At 32.1% G+C, this 16,845-nt stretch carries 12 protein-coding genes; 4 read left to right on the top strand and 8 right to left on the bottom strand.

The window, feature by feature from the left end:
• Window positions 1-58 precede the first annotated feature (58 nt).
• The 5 genes from C8N27_RS09700 to C8N27_RS09680 all read right to left on the bottom strand — a co-directional run bounded on the left by C8N27_RS09700 (window position 59) and on the right by C8N27_RS09680 (window position 10,098).
• Window positions 59-2,218, bottom strand: a complete 2,160-nt coding sequence (locus C8N27_RS09700) for an OmpA family protein (RefSeq protein ID WP_121147195.1) — start codon at window positions 2,216-2,218, stop codon at window positions 59-61.
• Window positions 2,219-2,229: 11 nt separating this feature from the next.
• Window positions 2,230-3,150, bottom strand: coding sequence for a PorP/SprF family type IX secretion system membrane protein (locus C8N27_RS09695; RefSeq protein WP_121147328.1), 921 nt, complete (start codon window positions 3,148-3,150; stop codon window positions 2,230-2,232).
• A 43-nt stretch (window positions 3,151-3,193) separates the two neighbouring features.
• Entirely contained in the window at window positions 3,194-7,987 is a 4,794-nt protein-coding gene (locus C8N27_RS09690; protein ID WP_121147194.1) for a T9SS type B sorting domain-containing protein, read from the bottom strand.
• A 385-nt stretch (window positions 7,988-8,372) separates the two neighbouring features.
• Window positions 8,373-9,506: a cysteine desulfurase family protein gene (locus tag C8N27_RS09685; RefSeq protein WP_121147193.1), complete on the bottom strand. Its 1,134-nt coding sequence runs from the start codon at window positions 9,504-9,506 to the stop codon at window positions 8,373-8,375.
• 46 nt (window positions 9,507-9,552) lie between these two features.
• The gene (locus C8N27_RS09680) at window positions 9,553-10,098 is read right to left on the bottom strand and encodes a DUF8465 domain-containing protein (RefSeq protein WP_121147192.1); all 546 of its coding nucleotides are present in this window, start codon (window positions 10,096-10,098) and stop codon (window positions 9,553-9,555) included.
• 83 nt (window positions 10,099-10,181) lie between these two features.
• Between C8N27_RS09680 and C8N27_RS09675 the strand changes: the two genes are divergently transcribed.
• Window positions 10,182-10,817, top strand: coding sequence for a low molecular weight phosphatase family protein (locus tag C8N27_RS09675; RefSeq protein WP_121147191.1), 636 nt, complete (start codon window positions 10,182-10,184; stop codon window positions 10,815-10,817).
• Between the two features lie 3 nt (window positions 10,818-10,820).
• On the opposite strand, the gene ppk2 (C8N27_RS09670) is transcribed toward C8N27_RS09675, so the two are convergent.
• Both ppk2 (C8N27_RS09670) and ppk2 (C8N27_RS09665) read right to left on the bottom strand, forming a co-directional pair.
• A complete protein-coding gene (gene ppk2 / locus C8N27_RS09670) occupies window positions 10,821-11,600 on the bottom strand; it encodes a polyphosphate kinase 2 (RefSeq protein ID WP_121147190.1) in 780 nt (259 codons plus the stop codon).
• A 2-nt stretch (window positions 11,601-11,602) separates the two neighbouring features.
• Window positions 11,603-12,460, bottom strand: a complete 858-nt coding sequence (gene ppk2, locus C8N27_RS09665) for a polyphosphate kinase 2 (protein ID WP_099216465.1) — start codon at window positions 12,458-12,460, stop codon at window positions 11,603-11,605.
• A 68-nt stretch (window positions 12,461-12,528) separates the two neighbouring features.
• On the opposite strand from ppk2 (C8N27_RS09665), the gene C8N27_RS09660 reads away from it, so the two are divergent.
• Together C8N27_RS09660 and dnaN are read left to right on the top strand one after the other, a co-directional pair.
• Window positions 12,529-13,473 (top strand): lipid A deacylase LpxR family protein, encoded by a 945-nt coding sequence (locus tag C8N27_RS09660; protein WP_121147189.1) that lies wholly within the window; start codon window positions 12,529-12,531, stop codon window positions 13,471-13,473.
• Window positions 13,474-13,559: 86 nt separating this feature from the next.
• Window positions 13,560-14,678, top strand: a complete 1,119-nt coding sequence (dnaN, locus tag C8N27_RS09655) for a DNA polymerase III subunit beta (RefSeq protein ID WP_115900742.1) — start codon at window positions 13,560-13,562, stop codon at window positions 14,676-14,678.
• An 87-nt stretch (window positions 14,679-14,765) separates the two neighbouring features.
• Here the strand turns inward: dnaN and C8N27_RS09650 are convergent, their stop codons facing one another.
• A complete protein-coding gene (locus tag C8N27_RS09650) occupies window positions 14,766-15,731 on the bottom strand; it encodes a hypothetical protein (protein WP_121147188.1) in 966 nt (321 codons plus the stop codon).
• Window positions 15,732-16,075: 344 nt separating this feature from the next.
• Between C8N27_RS09650 and C8N27_RS09645 the strand changes: the two genes are divergently transcribed.
• The gene (locus C8N27_RS09645) at window positions 16,076-16,840 is read left to right on the top strand and encodes a ParA family protein (RefSeq protein ID WP_099216461.1); all 765 of its coding nucleotides are present in this window, start codon (window positions 16,076-16,078) and stop codon (window positions 16,838-16,840) included.
• Window positions 16,841-16,845: the final 5 nt, after the last annotated feature.

The raw sequence follows: 16,845 nt of genomic DNA, 5'->3' as shown, positions 1-16,845 counted from the left end.
CTCCTTTTAAAAAGGAGCTTTCTTATTTGATAACATTGCAGTTATTTATAGGTAAATCTTAATTTCTATAATTCACTTTTATTTCTTTATTTATTCTATCACAATCTTCTTCTTCTCCTTTAAAACACTTATTGTTTTCAGGCCTTAAGCTTCTACCTGATTTCTTTAAATTCTTACTCAAAAACTCTAAAAAATTACTTTTTTTTGTAGCTATTCTTTTCCTTACTCTTTTCTTTTCCTGTTCTTGTCTTATTTCTATAGATTCACTTCCTTTTACTATATAAAAATATGAACGTCTGTTTAACTGATACTCTTCTTCTGAACACCTTTTTCCGTCTACACAATCGTTTAATGGTTTGTCTTCTCCATAACCTATCGCGCTTTCAATTCTGTTACTAGCAATACCTCTTGATAAAATATAATCTCTAGTAGATTTTGCTCTTTTATCTGACAACATCCTATTGTAATCTCTATGACCACGACTATCTGTATGTGATTCTATTTTAATTACTAACTCAGGGTGGTTTGTCATTACAGTTACAATATTTTCTAACTCATATTCTGCATCTTCTCTAATAACAGACTTGTCATAGTCAAAGTAAATAGGTTTTATTACTATTTGGTTTCCTATAATTAATGGTGTTAACTTTAGGTTTGCTGTAACTTCATTACTTCCTTTACCTGTAGTTGAAACAACACTTCTTCCAGATCTATGATCTAATTTAGTTGCTGTTACTGTATAAGTATTATTACATGGTACATCTTTAAAAGTATAATGACCTAAGTCATTAGAAATTGTTTCTGCTATAATCTCTTTTTCCTTATTAATCAGTTTTATTATAGCGGCATCTATCGGTGCATTTGTTTTATTATTTTTGATTACTCCTTTAACAACTTGTGTACAAACTGGCGGATCTGTATATATAAAGAAGCTATAAATATCATCATCTCCTTTCCCTTTTTCTCTATTTGATGAGAAGAAGCCCCTTTTACCATTCTTACTTATAAAAAATGAAAAGTCATCTTTTTTACTATTAAATGGATACCCTAAATTTTCTGGTGATGATACTGTACCGTCCTCTTTAATTTTTGCTTGAAAAATATCAAGAAGTCCTAAACCTAAATGCCCATTGGAAGAAAAATACAATACATTATCATTTCCTATATAGGGAAAAACTTCTTTTTCTGATGTATTTACAGAGCTCCCTAAATTTACTGGTTCTCCATACTCATCTTTACCTTTAATAGCTACTTTATAAATATCAGATTGTCCGTAACCTCCAGGCATATTAGAAACAAAATATAATGTTTTTTCATCAGGACTTAAGGCTGGGTGACCTGTGGAATACTCATCATTATTAAATGGTAACTCTTTAACATTAATCCAATAACCATTCACATAACTAGCTTTATAAATTTTTAAGTTAGATGTATTTTTCTTACTTCTTCTAGCCCTCTTTCCTTCTGAATTATTTCTTGTAAAATAAATGGTTCTTCCATCTTTTGTAAAAACAGGTGTGGATTCGTGTAATTCAGAAGCTATTGGTTCTCCTAGTTTTTGAACATTGGCTAAAACTAATATAGTATCTTGCTTACTTCCTTCTAATGTTTGTATATCCTCTTCTGCCTTGTAAATATTTAAGAACGGTTGGTTATTCCATTTATATATTTTTTGTCTTTTTGAATCATTAGGAACAGAAGATGTGAAATACGATTTTCCATTCAATATAAAACCTCCAAAATCTGAATACGGTGTATTTATTGCTAAATTTCTTACTCCTATTCTTTTTTCTTGACTGGTATAGTCTGATAAATAACTATCTTTTTTAAGTTCTTCATCTAAGCCACTTTTTTGAGATTGTGTTAATTTTAAAAATATAGAATCTGATTTTTTATATTTACCATTACTTCTCAGTGCTTGAGCGTACTTAAATAAATGTTTTTCTCCAACCTTTTCGTTAAAATTTGAAATAAGTTTTTGGTACCAAATCTCTGCTTCTTCAGTATCTGAGTTGTTATAATAAGATTCTGCTAACCTACTTAATACATGTTGAGAACTATCCCCTTTAATTAATACTAAATCTTTATATAATTTAGCTGATTGAACATAAGAATACTCCTCAAAATAACGGTCTGCTACTTTCCTACTTTGACCAAAACCATTTACAGCCAACACTAACAATACTGTTGTTAGTGCTAGTAATTTTTTAAAATTCATTTTTTCCTTTTTTAGAAGAATCTTGGGGATCTATATCTAATATCTTTAAATATTTCATATTGTAACATAATTTCGTGTGTTCCTGAATTTGTTACATTATAGTTTGATGTTGTTAAATCATATGAATATCCAATAAGTAAAGAGTCGGTTGCTTGAAAACCTAAAAGAGCACTTACAGAATCATCCCATCTCCATGAAGCTCCAACTCTAAATTTTTCATTAAACAATAAATTTGCTGAGATATCTAATGATAGTGGAGCTCCTGAAACTCCTTTTAGTAAAGCAGCTGGCTTAAACTTTAAGTCTTCATTTATATCAAAAACATACCCTGCGATTAAGAAAAAGTGCATTCTTTCTACAGCTACCTCTCCTGGAGTATCTGCATCATAATGCTCCATTCTTAAAATATTTGGTACAGATAATCCAATATACCACTGTGGTTGGTGATAATAAATACCTGCCCCAACTGTTGGTAAGAACTTATTGATATTATCTTGAAATACCACTTCATCATCTTTATAGGTTCCTTTTGACCAATCTATGTTTAATAATCTTCCTCCTAAACGTAGACCAAAAGCTAAATTTCCTTCTTCTCCAGTTTGAATATTATAAGAAATATTTGCATCTAAATATATTTCACTAGAGGGCCCCACTTGGTCATTCATTAGGTTAACTCCTAATCCTACCCCTGAATATCCTAACGGGGTATCATAAGATAAATTTTGAGTATTAGGTGCTCCTTCAAAACCGACCCACTGCATTCTTCCTAAAGCAGTAATTACAGTATGTCCTCTAGATCCTGCATATGCTGGATTCACATTCATGGTATTGTACATGTATTGTGTGTACTGAGGATCTTGTTGTGCATGAATATCTGTGGTTATACAGATACTCATTGCACATATTAAGATTAAACTTAAATATAATTTCATTTGATTAAAACTTTTATTCATCAGTCTTTTTTATAAACCTAGATTATCTATTAATGTAAATCCAGCCTTTTTTAACTTTACTTCCGTTTCCAAGGTCTAAAATATAGAAGTATGTTCCAACTGGCAATTTATCACCTACATTTATATTTGCTCTTCCTTCAGAAATTCCTCTAAACACAACGCTACTATTATTATACCCTTTTGCTCTATATACCGTGTTACCCCATCTATTAAAGATTTCAATAGTATTCTTAGGGAAATTCTCAATACAATCAATATGTAAATAACTGTTAGCTGAATCACCATTTGGACTCATAAGATTATTAACTTTCACACAAGTGTCTTCATTAATAGCATCACCAAAGCCTTCTAATCCGTCTACACTATCAGCTATACCATCTCCATCAGAATCTACTCCACTATCATCTACTACACCATTTCCTCCACTATTAGGATCTATTGGATCTGTATTATTATCTGAAGAATTAGCATCTCCATGACCGTCAAATCCATCTACACTATCAGCTATACCGTCTCCATCCGTATCTTCATAAGGATTGTCTACTTGACCATCTCCATCTTCATCAGAATTTCCTCCTTCTACAACGTCATTAATACCATCATCATCACTATCTAAATCTTGGTAATCAGGAATACCATCTCCATCTGTATCTGGTTCCTCATTATTATCTACTGAATCGTCAGCCTGTCCATCTCCATTAGCATCTGTATACCCTGAATCATTAGAATCGATAACACCATCTCCGTTAGTGTCTAAATCTCCATCTCCACCTTCTATTACGTCATTAATACCATCGTTATCTGAATCTAAATCTAATGAATCTGGAACCCCATCATTATCTGTATCTACCAAACCATCACCTTCTTCTACATCTGGTATACCATCATTATCATCATCCACATCCATAGCATCTGGTATACCATCGTTATCTGTATCAATACAATCTTCTCCTGATAATCTACCATTTACTACAAAATCTTCAGAAGATCCTCTACCACAACTACTACTCACACTTACTGTATAAGTAACTCCAAAATTATAACCGTTAATTATACCGTTTTCATCAACCGCTAATGTTGAATCATTGAAAACATAAGTTAAACTTGAATCGTAATTAGTAATTATAGCCCTACCTGGTGTTGAACATGTAGCTCTTTCAACTGATATAGAAGGTATAGAAGGAACAGCCTCTTCTGTTACCACTACTTCAGATGTAGCTTCACTTGTACATGAACTCGTTGCTGATACTGTATAGGTATAGGTTCCTGCTCCCGCTAAGGCTGGTGACCAAGTACCACCTGTATCTGGCGTCCCACCTAACTCTGCAAATAACTGCGTTTCTGTTACTGTTGTTCCTTCACATACCGTTAATGTTCCGTTCGATCCTGCATTTGGTTGGGCTTGCTCCGTTACCAATACATCAGCTGTCGCATCTGTAGCACAAGGCGCTGTAGCTGTTACTGTATAGGTATAGGTTAATCCAACATTTGACCATGTTCCTCCTGTATCTGGTGTTCCTCCTAATGCTGAAAATAACTCTGCATCTGTAGGGGTTGTTCCTTCACATACCGTTAATGTTCCGTTCGATCCTGCATTTGGTTGGGCTTGCTCCGTTACCAATACATCAGCTGTCGCATCTGTAGCACAAGGCGCTGTAGCTGTTACTGTATAGGTATAGGTTAATCCAACATTTGACCATGTTCCTCCTGTATCTGGTGTTCCTCCTAATGCTGAAAATAACTCTGCATCTGTAGGGGTTGTTCCTTCACATACCGTTAATGTTCCGTTCGATCCTGCATTTGGTGCAGTTGTTACTGTAACAATTGTACTACCTGTCAAAACTCTATCACATGTACCATCACTCACATTTGTTAAGTTGATAGTTGTATTAGCTGTAACTCCATTTACCGTCACATCAACTGTTCCACCTGCACCAATCAATGCTGTTGTTGAACTTAAACCGTTTATATTATAAGTTATATTATCTCCTGCATCACCACTAATAGTAAACACTGCATCTTCCCCCGAACATACAGGGCTATTTGAACTTACTGTAGCCTCATTTGGTAAATCATTTATAGTTACTACTACAGACTCTATTTCATAACAACCACTAACTGAAGTTAGTTTAACATAATATGTTCCGCTCGAAGAAACTGCATTAGCATTTGCTAAAGAGTTAGTTGCTGCAGCATCTGTCCAATATGTTAATGTACCTGATGTACTACTTCCATTAGTACCATTAGTTATATTATTCGCTGTTAAATCTACTGTAGACGGGTTACATACTGATGCTGGATTCGTTATTATTAAAGTTGGTACAGCATCTGCGTTTGCTGTAGCACTTATTCCTACTCCTTGACCTTGTGTATTATTACCTCCATCAGCAGAACCACCAGAATTAACTACGTTAGGAACACCATCACTATCTACTCCTCCTGTTATTCTACCACCTGATAAGTCTGATATATCTACATCTTCATTTCCTTCTATAGCATCAAAACAGCCGTCTCCATCTGAATCTGTATCTAAGTAATTTGGGATATTATCGTTGTCGGTATCTGTACAAGAAAAAAATACTGTAGCTACTCCCCCAACAGCATCTAAACCGGTACCATTTTGATTTTCAATAACAAAACTATTGCTTCCTGCTAAAAAAGAAATTGTATTAAAAGTACCTCCTCCTCTAATTTGCATTAATTCTAAAGATGTAGAATTGGTTGAGCGAGAACCATATACTGTAACATTACCTGAAAAATCAATTTCTACCTTTAATCTTGGTAAGCCATTATTATTAGCTACCCATGGTGCAATCATTACTGCACCATCTGTAAATTCTAAAAACACTTCTCCTGCTACCGCCGCTGTTTCTAATTGAAGAATATTATTTACATTTAAACCTCCTCCATTTATAGAAACAGATACAGAATTATCAACATAATAAAAATTAAATATAGCTGAAGAAACTGCAGATTGAGAAAAACTTGCTGTACTCCCTCCATCTCCACCAAAAATAATAAAATCACTAGTAGAGCAACTTCCTTCAACAGAATCTAAAATACCGTCATTATCATCATCTAAATCACAAATATCATCAATACCATCTCCGTCTGAGTCATTAGTTCCTAAGGTACAAATATCTCCTGTTGGAGTACTGACTGTGTTTGAATCAACAGATTGATTAGTAGTAACACCTCCTGTAACAATAGGATATTCTACTGTTCCAGTATTATCAATATTAGCTGGTAATGTTCCGTTATCTACTGTTACTCTAAATGTAATAGTAACAGGACTACCAATAGTAACTACCCCATCTGGTTGTGTATCAGAATGTATTTCTGTAGCGGTAATGTATGGCATATTACCACCTACATCAGCTACCGAAACTCCGTTTAACTGAGTCGAGTTTGCTACATAAGTTGTAGAGGCCGGTATTGCATCTATAAATGTGGCATTAGAAGCTGATAAATTACCTATATTATTTACTACTATAGTATACTCTAATACATCTCCACTTAACGCTATAACAGCTGGATCTGCTGATTTTGTTATATTTTTAACTGACTTTGTTGCTGTTAAATTAGGGTTATAGGTTGGAGTTGAACAAGACCCCATATCATATACCCCTGGTGATGCTGTACCGATAAGAGTTCCTGATAATGTTGGTGACGAAAAGTCTATTGAGTAAATATCACTAGTTCCATCTCCATTAGATGTACTCGTAATCATATTTCCACTACTATCAAATGCAACTCCCGTTGCTGCATTAGGTCCCACATTACCTAGGTTTTGTGCTACTAATGTATTCGTGTTTATTATAAATAAATAAGAAGCTCCACTACCTCCTACTGAAGCATACCAATGTAAACGACCATTACCATCAAAAGCTAAATCTCCTGCTACTAATGTGGTTCCAATAGTATCTGTACCAAAGTTTAGAGCACCTAAATCGGTAGCAGTACCCGATCCTTTCTCTATTACTCGTAAATGATATGAAGTATCAATATAGTATACATCTCCATCAGTATTCGCTCCTTGACCAACTAATTGATTTGGTAACGTAGCTCCCTCAGACACCTGAGTTGATCCATCTGAACTATATAAAGGAAATGATGCTGAAGCATCATCGTAATACGCATTACCATCAGCACTAATTGCCAAACCTCCTATTCTTTGAGGAGCTGTATACACAGGTGTCATAGTTGAACCTGTTAACGTATATAATGAATTTAAATTACCTAAAGTACCAGATGATGAACTTGCGTATACATCGTTGCATGAAACCTCATGTAGTTTACAAATATTTACAGAAAAACTATTTAATACACCATCATCTAAAAACGGATAATTATCATTTACCGTCAAAGTCCATGTTCCAGCTATACTTTCACCATCAAAAACACTTAAAGGATTCTCAGGAATAAAGCTACCATTGTATGGGGGTTTTACCGGCGGGCCATCAGTAATTGATGCAGAAGCATTATCATCAAAGGTTGTTATTTTATAATCGTCTTTGTCACCTCCATTGTTGGATGTAAGAACTACTGTTGTTCCTTCTGGACTCGTTATTGAAATGGTTAAATCGCTATCATATGTATGATCAATATCAACTGTTATTGTAACATCTGAAATGACACCTTCTGTTGAGAAATTAACAGTTTCTGTTATGTCTCCACCATTAATAGTTGTATTTCCATTCCAAGTACCTGTCTCTTGAATACACTGGCCTTGTAAACTAAATGATATTAAAAATATAATTACTAAACTAAAAAAAAACTTTATTCTCTCAGTCTTTAACATGTAGTTTTCCCCCATATTAATACATTTTATTTTATATACAATGTTGTACCCCAAAATTCTTCGAGGCTATTTATTTTTTAATAAACAATATGGTGGGATATAAAAAACCCCACACAAAAAAAACGTTAAGTTGCTCTTTTACAACTTATTTCTTGTGGGGGGCCTCTAAATATTTTTAGTGTGCAAAAGTAAACTATTTTTACTTTCACTAAAATATTAGACGTAAAATTAACAATTTAGGTCACATTATAGTAAAAAAAAACATTTAAGTAATTATCTATAAAAAAAACCTATTAAAAACAATTCTATTAAATCACTTTTAAAAGATTTAATCTCTAATCAGAATAGTTTACAACAAAGAAATAAAAAAACCTCTTAAAAACAAACAAAAAAGACTTTATTATTTTTTCACCACTTTTTTTAACTGATTAAGAACATAATCAACTTCATCGAATGTGTTTAATTTACTAAAAGAAAACCGTACAGATGTTTTCTTTTCTTCTTTCTCATCTAAAAACTCCTGTAACACATGAGATCCTTTACTACTTCCACTTTGACAAGCACTACCTCCAGAAACAGCTACTCCAGACAAATCTAAATTAAACAATAGCATTTTATCTTCTATAGGAAACCGTAGATTAAGTATTGTATAACTTGTTTTTTCTACAGATTCTCCATTAATCTCAATATTAGGGATTAATTCTTTTACTTTTTTTACAAAATATTTTTTTAATCCTATAATATACTCTTTATCTTTTCCTAAATCTTCACAAGCTATAGCTAGTGCTTTTTCCATACCAACTATGGAATGTACATTTTCAGTACTTGACCTAGCTCCTTTTTCTTGCTCTCCTCCATGTAACATCGGTAGTATTCCTATACCTTTTTTAAAATAAGCAAATCCTACTCCTTTAGGTCCATGAAATTTATGAGCACTTGCTGCTATAAAATCTATTGGTGTTTTTTGTAAATCTAAATGATAATGCCCTATAGCCTGTACTGTATCTGAATGAAAATACGCTTCATATTCTTTACATAATGCTACAACATCTTCAACAGGCAGCATATTACCTATCTCATTATTTACATACATTAAACTTACCAAAGTTTTTTTCTTTGATTTATTTAGTAAGTCCCCCAGACTCTCCATTGAAACAGTCCCGCTCTCATTTACCCTAACATAATCTACAGCTATTTTATGTTTTGCTTCTAAAAACTTTACTGTATTTAAAACTGCATGGTGCTCTATCTTAGAAGTAATAATTCTTTCAACTCCTAAATTTAAAACGGCATTAAATAAAATTAGATTGTCTGCCTCGGTTCCTCCAGCTGTAAAAATGATTTCACTTGAAGAAATATTAAAGTGTTTCGCTATATTTTTTCTAGCTGTTTCTACCACAGCTTTAGCTTTTCTACCATATTGATGTATAGATGATGGGTTACCAAAATTTGTTAGCATTGACTGTTGAACAGCTTCAATAACTTCGGGCAACATAGGTGTTGTTGCAGCATTGTCTAAGTAAACAGATTTCATAGGGCAAAAATAAGGTTTTCTTACTGATGGTTAAGTTTTAAAAAAATTATTGATTTTGAAAAATATATACCTCGGTAGCACCTTGTCCATATTTTTGATAAGAAGCATCGTAATATTTAACGGGGTAATTATTCAATAAATATCGTAACTCAGTTTTTAAAACTCCATCTCCTACTCCATGTATTAAAACTAGTTTTGATATTCTTTTAGATATACAGTATTCTAATTTATGTTTTGCTGTATTGATTTGTATTGATAAAATATCAAAATTATCCATTCCTCTTGTAGACTTAACCAACTTTTCAGCATGTAAATCTACTTCCATTACTATTTCTTTTTTATCTTTTACAAAAGATGTTTTTTTCTTCTTTTCTTTGGATTGAATTTTTGCTTTTAGCATTGGATTATTGATGTCAGAATACTTGCTTAACTCATTTTGATCCACATCAACTTTTACCAATTCTTTCCTAAGAAAACAATACTCCATTCCGTCCTCATCTTTAACAAAAACCTCTTCATTTTTAATTTTTGTTACAAATCCTCTAATATCAGCATCAATTACTGCTACTTTATTACCGATTTCTAAACACATCCTTAACCTTTATTTAATTAGCTAAAAGGGTATTAGCTTGTATTTTTGCAAATAATTATACTCTGCAAAAGAACTGCAAATAAATGATAAACACTAAGAATATTAATACAAAAATTTTCTTTGAGGAAGCAAGAAAAGAGTTAATCCTTACTGAAGAGCGAAAAGATTTATTACTTGAAATAGCTGATACTATTCTTGAAGAGTATCTTGATAGAGAGAAAATAAATTTAAACTTTATTTGTACTCATAATTCTCGTAGAAGTCAATTAGCACAAGTATGGAGCTTCTTTGCTATTGAATATTTCAACTTAAAGAATATGTTTACTTATTCTGGCGGAACAGAAACTACCTCTTTCCATAGAAATACAGTAAAATGTTTACAAAAAACTGGTTTTACTTTTAGTGTAGTTGATTTTTCTCATCAAAACCCAAGATATTTGGTTTCCTTTAACGGAACTAAAAAATCTATCTTAGGTTTTTCAAAATTATATGATCACCCTCAAAACAGTTATCCTTTTATCGCTATTACTACTTGTGATAACGCTGATCAAAACTGCCCGTATATTCCTGATGCAATTGAGCGTTTTCACCTACCTTATAACGACCCTAAAGCATCAGACAATACTGATTTAACTGAAGAAACGTATCTAGAAACAAGTAAACAAATTGCTGGTGAGTTATTTTATATTTTTGAAAATATTCAACAAAAATTATCTTAGTTATTATACCTCTATACTTTTATCGTAAGGTATTCTTTCTAAAATATAATTAATCACGTTTATCCTTGCTATTGTTTTTCTATTTGCTCGAATAACTTTCCAAGGAGATATTTTTGTGTTTGTTTTTGAAAACATGGCCTTTTTGTACTCTGTATAATCATCCCAAAGCTCTTGCGCTTTCTCATCCACAGGTGTCATTTTCCATTGTTTTAATGGATTATTCTTTATATCATTAAATCGTTTCGCTTGTTCCTTTTTGTTGATAGACATGTAAATTTTCACCAAACGAATACCCGACTCTAGAATCATACGTTCAAAATCGTTTACCTGATTCATAAAAATCTCATATTCTTCTTGCGTACAAAAACCATTAACAGGTTCAACCACTGCTCGGTTATACCAACTTCTATCAAAGAAAACAATTTCTCCTGCTTTTGGAAACTGTTCTACGTATCGTTGAAAATACCATTGTGTTTTTTGATCTTCATTAGGTTTTGGAAGCGCTACAATTCGCATATGACGAGGGTTAATACGCTCCGTTATTCTACGTATCGCTCCACCTTTTCCCGCAGCATCTCTTCCTTCAAAAATTACAATTATTCGTTCATTTTCTTTTATTGCCCAAGCCTGTAAACGAATTATTTCAACTTGTAATTTTTTTAGTTTTCTTTCATAATCAACATATCGAATTGCTCTTTCTAAATTAAAAAATTTCGATAATAAAGCTTTTAAGCCTCTAGTTGTATTTAGTTTATTTACGTCTCTTTGAGTTAACTTTCCCATTCTTAATCTAAATGTTTTACTGAACGATAATAGCGCATTACGATATTTGGATCTGGTGTTAAAATCGTTTGAGCTTCTTCTTTTCCGTCATAATCAAACTGAGATAGCACATGACGCATACACTCAACTCTTGCTTCTTTTTTATTATTTGTTTTTACTACTATCCACGGACTGTAAGCTGTATGTGTTTTACTAAACATTTCATTTTTATAATAACTATACATATCCCATAATTCTTGTCCTCTTTTATCTACAGGACTAAACTTCCAACGTTTTAACGGGTTGTTATTTCGAGAATTGAAACGACGTAACTGCTCATCTTTTGAAATTGAAAGCCAAAACTTTATAACCACCACCCCATCTTCATATAACATATGTTCAAACTCTGGTACTTGCACCAAAAAATTCTGATACTGATCGTCATTACAAAACCCCATCACAGGCTCTACTACTGCTCTATTATACCAGCTACGATCAAAAAAAACTATTTCTCCAGGATTTGGTAATTCTTTAATATAACGCTGAAAATACCATTGTCCTTTTTCTACTTCTGTAGGCTTATTTAAAGCTACCAAACGAGTAGAACGCGGGTTCATATGTTCCATAAAACGTCGAATACTTCCCCCTTTCCCTGCTGCATCTCTACCTTCAAAAATTACTGCAACTCGCTTTTTATTTTTTGCAATCCATTGTTGAAGCTTAACCAGCTCTATTTGTAGCTTTCTCAACTCTTCTTCATAATCTAGCTTTATCTGAACTTTAGTGATAGAAATTCCCTTTTTCTTAATAATAGCCAACAATTCTTCATTTGTTGAAACACTTTCAAAATCTTCAATTGTTAATTCAGGTTTTTCTTTCATAAGTTTATTTATTATTCTTGTTTATAATTTAACCAAGGTTGTGCTAAAATAATACGATATTTACAGCTATGAAAAAAAATATACTACTTTTATTTACCTTACTTTCTCTGCCTTCTTTCTCACAACGAAAATATGCTAGAGAGTTTAGTTTTATAAATGACAATGATTTATACACCTCTACTTACCAAGACAGATATTATACTAACGGAGCCTTTTTAACATACCGTTTCTTAAGCAAAAAACAAGTAAAAAACATTGATAAAAAAATATATGAAATTCAATTAGGACATCATATGTACACTCCTTATAAAGCTATCGTAGAAACCGTTGAAGAACACGATCGTCCCTTTGCTGGTTATTTATTTGGTAACTTTGGTATAAACAGATTTTTCAAAAATGAATCTATTTTAAAAACATCCATACAAATAGGTGTTATCGGTTCATCTTCTTTAAGTGAAGAACTGCAAGGCGTTATTCATAAAATGTATGGTTTTAGAGAAGCTAATGGATGGGAGTACCAAATAAAAGACGCTTTTGCTCTTAATTTAAAAGCTGATTATATTAAAAAAATAACTAAAGACAATGTTTTTGATCTTAATTGGACTAACTCTGCCAGGTTAGGTACTGTTTATACTGATTTATCAACCGGTCTATACACTCGTATTGGTTTCAAACCTTTAGAAAGTATTATTAACTCTATTGCCTTTCATGGAAACTTAAACAATCAGAATACAAACTTCGAGAATAAAGCTGAAGTCTTTTTATACTTAAAACCAATGATACATTATGTAGCCTATGACGCTACTATAGAAGGTAGCTTTTTAAATGACAATAGTCCTGTTACATTTGATGTAGAACCTTTTAAGTTTACAACGGAGTTTGGAATTCGTTTTACAAGTAATCGTTTTAATTTTGGTTATGCTATAAATTACCATACTAAAAAACTTAAAAGTTCGCGTGTTCCTAAAGGGAATTTTTACGGTACAATACAGTTAAATTATCAATTTAATTAAGCTTATTGTACACCTATAAAAAAATAATTTTTAAAATCATCAAATTAAGATATATTTGTAAGTCTAATAAATAGAAAAATTACTAAATGAAATTTATCGTATCTAGCTCACAATTATTAAAACAACTACAAGTTTTAGGTGGGGTTATAAATAGCAATAACACGTTACCAATTTTAGATAACTTTTTATTTGAACTATCTGAAAACGAATTAAAAATATCTGCTTCTGACCTTGAGACTACTATGTCTTCAGTTATTGAGGTAGAAAGTACTGATACTGGAGCGATTGCTATAAATGCTCGTTTATTATTAGATACTTTAAAAACATTTCCTGAGCAACCACTTACTTTTAAGGTTGAAGGAGATAATACTATTGAAATTATTTCTGAGCAAGGAAAGTATGATATGGCATATTTTAGCGGTGATGAATTCCCTAAAGCTGTAGAATTACCTTCTCCAAGTAGCACAGAAATTCCATCAAATATTTTAGCTACGGCTATTTCAAAAACTATTTTCGCAGCTGGTAACGATGATTTACGTCCAGTTATGAGCGGTGTATTTTTTCAGTTCAATTCAAAAGAATTAACTTTTGTAGCTACTGACGCTCACAAATTAGTAAAATATACCCGTACTGATATTACTGCTGATAAGTCGGCTGAGTTTATCATGCCTAAAAAACCTTTAAACCTATTAAAGGGTATTTTAGGAGGTTCAGAAAACAACGTAACTATTGAGTATAACGACACCAATGCTAAGTTTACTTTTGACAACGTAGTATTAATCTGTCGATTAATTGATGGAAAATACCCTAATTACGAAGCAGTTATACCAAAAGAAAACCCAAATAAATTAACAGTAGATAGAGCTTCTTTCTTAAACTCTGTTCGTCGTGTATCAATTTTCTCTAGTAAGACTACACATCAAATTCGTTTAAAAATGGCTGGTACCGAGTTAAATATTTCTGCCGAAGATTTAGACTATTCTAATAAAGCCGACGAACGATTAAACTGTGATTATCAAGGAGACGATATGCAGATTGGATTCAACTCTCGTTTTTTAAGTGAAATGTTGAACAACCTAAATTCTAACGATGTTTTAATTGAAATGAGCTTACCAAATAGAGCTGGAATTTTAACTCCAATTGACGGAACTGAAGAAGGAGAACTAGTAACTATGCTTGTAATGCCAGTGATGTTAAACGGGTAAAAAACACATATATAAACTAAGAAAACCACATTTAATTAATTAAATGTGGTTTTTTTATTTAATAACTTGAGTTTTAAACTTCTGTTTCTAATAAATTAATGTAGTTGAAACAGTATTTGGAGTTGTACTATACCAATGTGCCCAGTGCTTCGTTTGACCTTCCTGAGGAACATAAATATTAGGTGCAATAGGAAAACCTACCGACCAGTCATACACTTTGTTAGCTGAATTACAATAACAATATTTATGACCAGAAGCATCAAGCGTTACAGTTGGAAACCCAAAAGTTGAATAAACTTTATAACTTAACTCATACTCTAATCTGTTATCTGTTTTTACTGTTTTCCAATTTGACCACCATAAAAATTTCTTACGCTTTTGAACCTTCGTCTTAGCTCCTATAGAACTATAAAAAACCCAATATCCATTATACTGTCTGGCTTTCATCCTATAGTTACTATTGAAATAAACATATGAAGTAGCTCCTTTTGCACTTACATCATCTCTTTCCAACTTGTTATTGTGCATATATACACTTAAGTCTTTGGTATACTCAATGGTTTTTCCTTTTTCTATTTCTATTTTACCTTCTTTGTAAGCTGATAAAAATTCGTTTATTTGACTTGAACTTCCTTCAGTGTATGTGTAAACAAATTCTCCATCAATTCTAAAGATCTTATCCTGAATTCCTATTTCACCGTCTTCGTTTAGCAACAGCAACAACATGTCATCATTAGAACTTACTAAGGGAACCTCTTTTTCATTAATCCCTAACTTTTCTGCTTCATCTACCTCTAAGTTATAAACTAATAATAATGGATTATACTTCCCTTCTTCTGACATTCTTCTTGCTTCATCTAATAAATCTGTTTCAGATTCATGATGCTGTGAAATAAACGCTTTTAATTCTTCAGCAGTTGCAAAACGCAACATATTAGAACCACTTTCTCTAGATAGCTCAATTTCTTTTATTTGAGTTTTTTCTTTTACCTCCTCTTCTTTGCAAGATATAATCATGATACTTAACATGATTACTGTAATAATTTTTTTCATGTAATAATTAAAGTTTATTTAGTTTTACCTACTCGTTCGCTTTTCGGTTGCCGCGATTAATTTTAGCAGATTCTATAATCTACATAACCATTCTTATAACTAGTTAAAAAGAACACTTCAAAAGTATGATTGAACCTTTAATGTAAAGAATGTTAAAAACTATACTTTAAGAGGGAAAAAAACCCAAAAAAAAAGAGGATTTAATTTTAGCTTATTAAAAATAAATATAAATTAATTCTTTTGATAAGTGGCAATTATGAACTTAATCATTTTTATTAACGTCTTTCTCTTTCAAAAATGATAAATAATTGTAAATTTACCTCTTTCAAACTTTATAAATTATAATGGGTAGAATTATTGCAATTGCAAATCAAAAAGGTGGTGTAGGTAAAACTACTACATCTGTAAACTTAGCTGCGGCTTTAGGTGTTTTAGAAAAAAAAGTATTGTTAATTGATGCTGATCCTCAAGCAAATGCTACTTCTGGTTTAGGTTTAGACGTTGAAAGTATAGAAATTGGAACATATCAGGTTTTAGAACATACAATCCCTGCTAAGGATACTGTTTTAAAAACGGACTCACCTAACGTTGACTTAATCCCTGCTCATATTGATTTAGTAGCCATTGAAATTGAATTGGTAGACAAACAACAACGTGAGTACATGTTAAAAAAAGCGTTAGAAGATATTAAAGATGATTACGATTTTATTTTAATTGATTGTGCCCCATCTTTAGGTTTAATAACCTTAAATTCTCTTGTAGCGGCTGACTCTGTTGTTATCCCTATTCAATGTGAATATTTTGCTTTAGAAGGTTTAGGAAAACTATTAAATACTATTAAGAGTGTTCAAAAAATACATAACCAAGAACTAGAAATAGAAGGTTTATTATTAACCATGTTTGATTCTCGTTTACGCTTGTCAAACCAAGTGGTAGATGAAGTACGTAAACACTTCAGTTCTATGGTTTTTGAAACAATAGTACATAGAAACATTCGTTTAAGTGAGGCACCAAGTTATGGAGAAAGTATAATTTCATACGATGCAACGAGTAAAGGTGCCGTAAATTACTTAAATTTGGCGAACGAAATTTTAACTAAAAACGCATAATCACT

It is taken from the genome of Tenacibaculum discolor, from assembly GCF_003664185.1.
GTDB lineage: Bacteria > Bacteroidota > Bacteroidia > Flavobacteriales > Flavobacteriaceae > Polaribacter > Polaribacter discolor.
The sequence above is the reverse complement of the archived record's forward strand: the minus strand, read 5'-3'. Positions and strand labels throughout refer to the sequence as shown.

Excerpts from the sequence above, each read along its gene's own strand:
- C8N27_RS09700 (WP_121147195.1), bottom strand. The coding sequence starts at position 2,218 with ATGAATTTTAAAAAATTACTAGCACTAACAACAGTATTGTTAGTGTTG.
- C8N27_RS09695 (WP_121147328.1), bottom strand. The coding sequence starts at position 3,150 with ATGAAATTATATTTAAGTTTAATCTTAATATGTGCAATGAGTATCTGT.
- C8N27_RS09690 (WP_121147194.1), bottom strand. The coding sequence starts at position 7,987 with ATGGGGGAAAACTACATGTTAAAGACTGAGAGAATAAAGTTTTTTTTT.
- C8N27_RS09685 (WP_121147193.1), bottom strand. The coding sequence starts at position 9,506 with ATGAAATCTGTTTACTTAGACAATGCTGCAACAACACCTATGTTGCCC.
- C8N27_RS09680 (WP_121147192.1), bottom strand. The coding sequence starts at position 10,098 with ATGTGTTTAGAAATCGGTAATAAAGTAGCAGTAATTGATGCTGATATT.
- C8N27_RS09675 (WP_121147191.1), top strand. The coding sequence starts at position 10,182 with ATGATAAACACTAAGAATATTAATACAAAAATTTTCTTTGAGGAAGCA.
- ppk2 (WP_121147190.1), bottom strand. The coding sequence starts at position 11,600 with ATGGGAAAGTTAACTCAAAGAGACGTAAATAAACTAAATACAACTAGA.
- ppk2 (WP_099216465.1), bottom strand. The coding sequence starts at position 12,460 with ATGAAAGAAAAACCTGAATTAACAATTGAAGATTTTGAAAGTGTTTCA.
- C8N27_RS09660 (WP_121147189.1), top strand. The coding sequence starts at position 12,529 with ATGAAAAAAAATATACTACTTTTATTTACCTTACTTTCTCTGCCTTCT.
- dnaN (WP_115900742.1), top strand. The coding sequence starts at position 13,560 with ATGAAATTTATCGTATCTAGCTCACAATTATTAAAACAACTACAAGTT.
- C8N27_RS09650 (WP_121147188.1), bottom strand. The coding sequence starts at position 15,731 with ATGAAAAAAATTATTACAGTAATCATGTTAAGTATCATGATTATATCT.
- C8N27_RS09645 (WP_099216461.1), top strand. The coding sequence starts at position 16,076 with ATGGGTAGAATTATTGCAATTGCAAATCAAAAAGGTGGTGTAGGTAAA.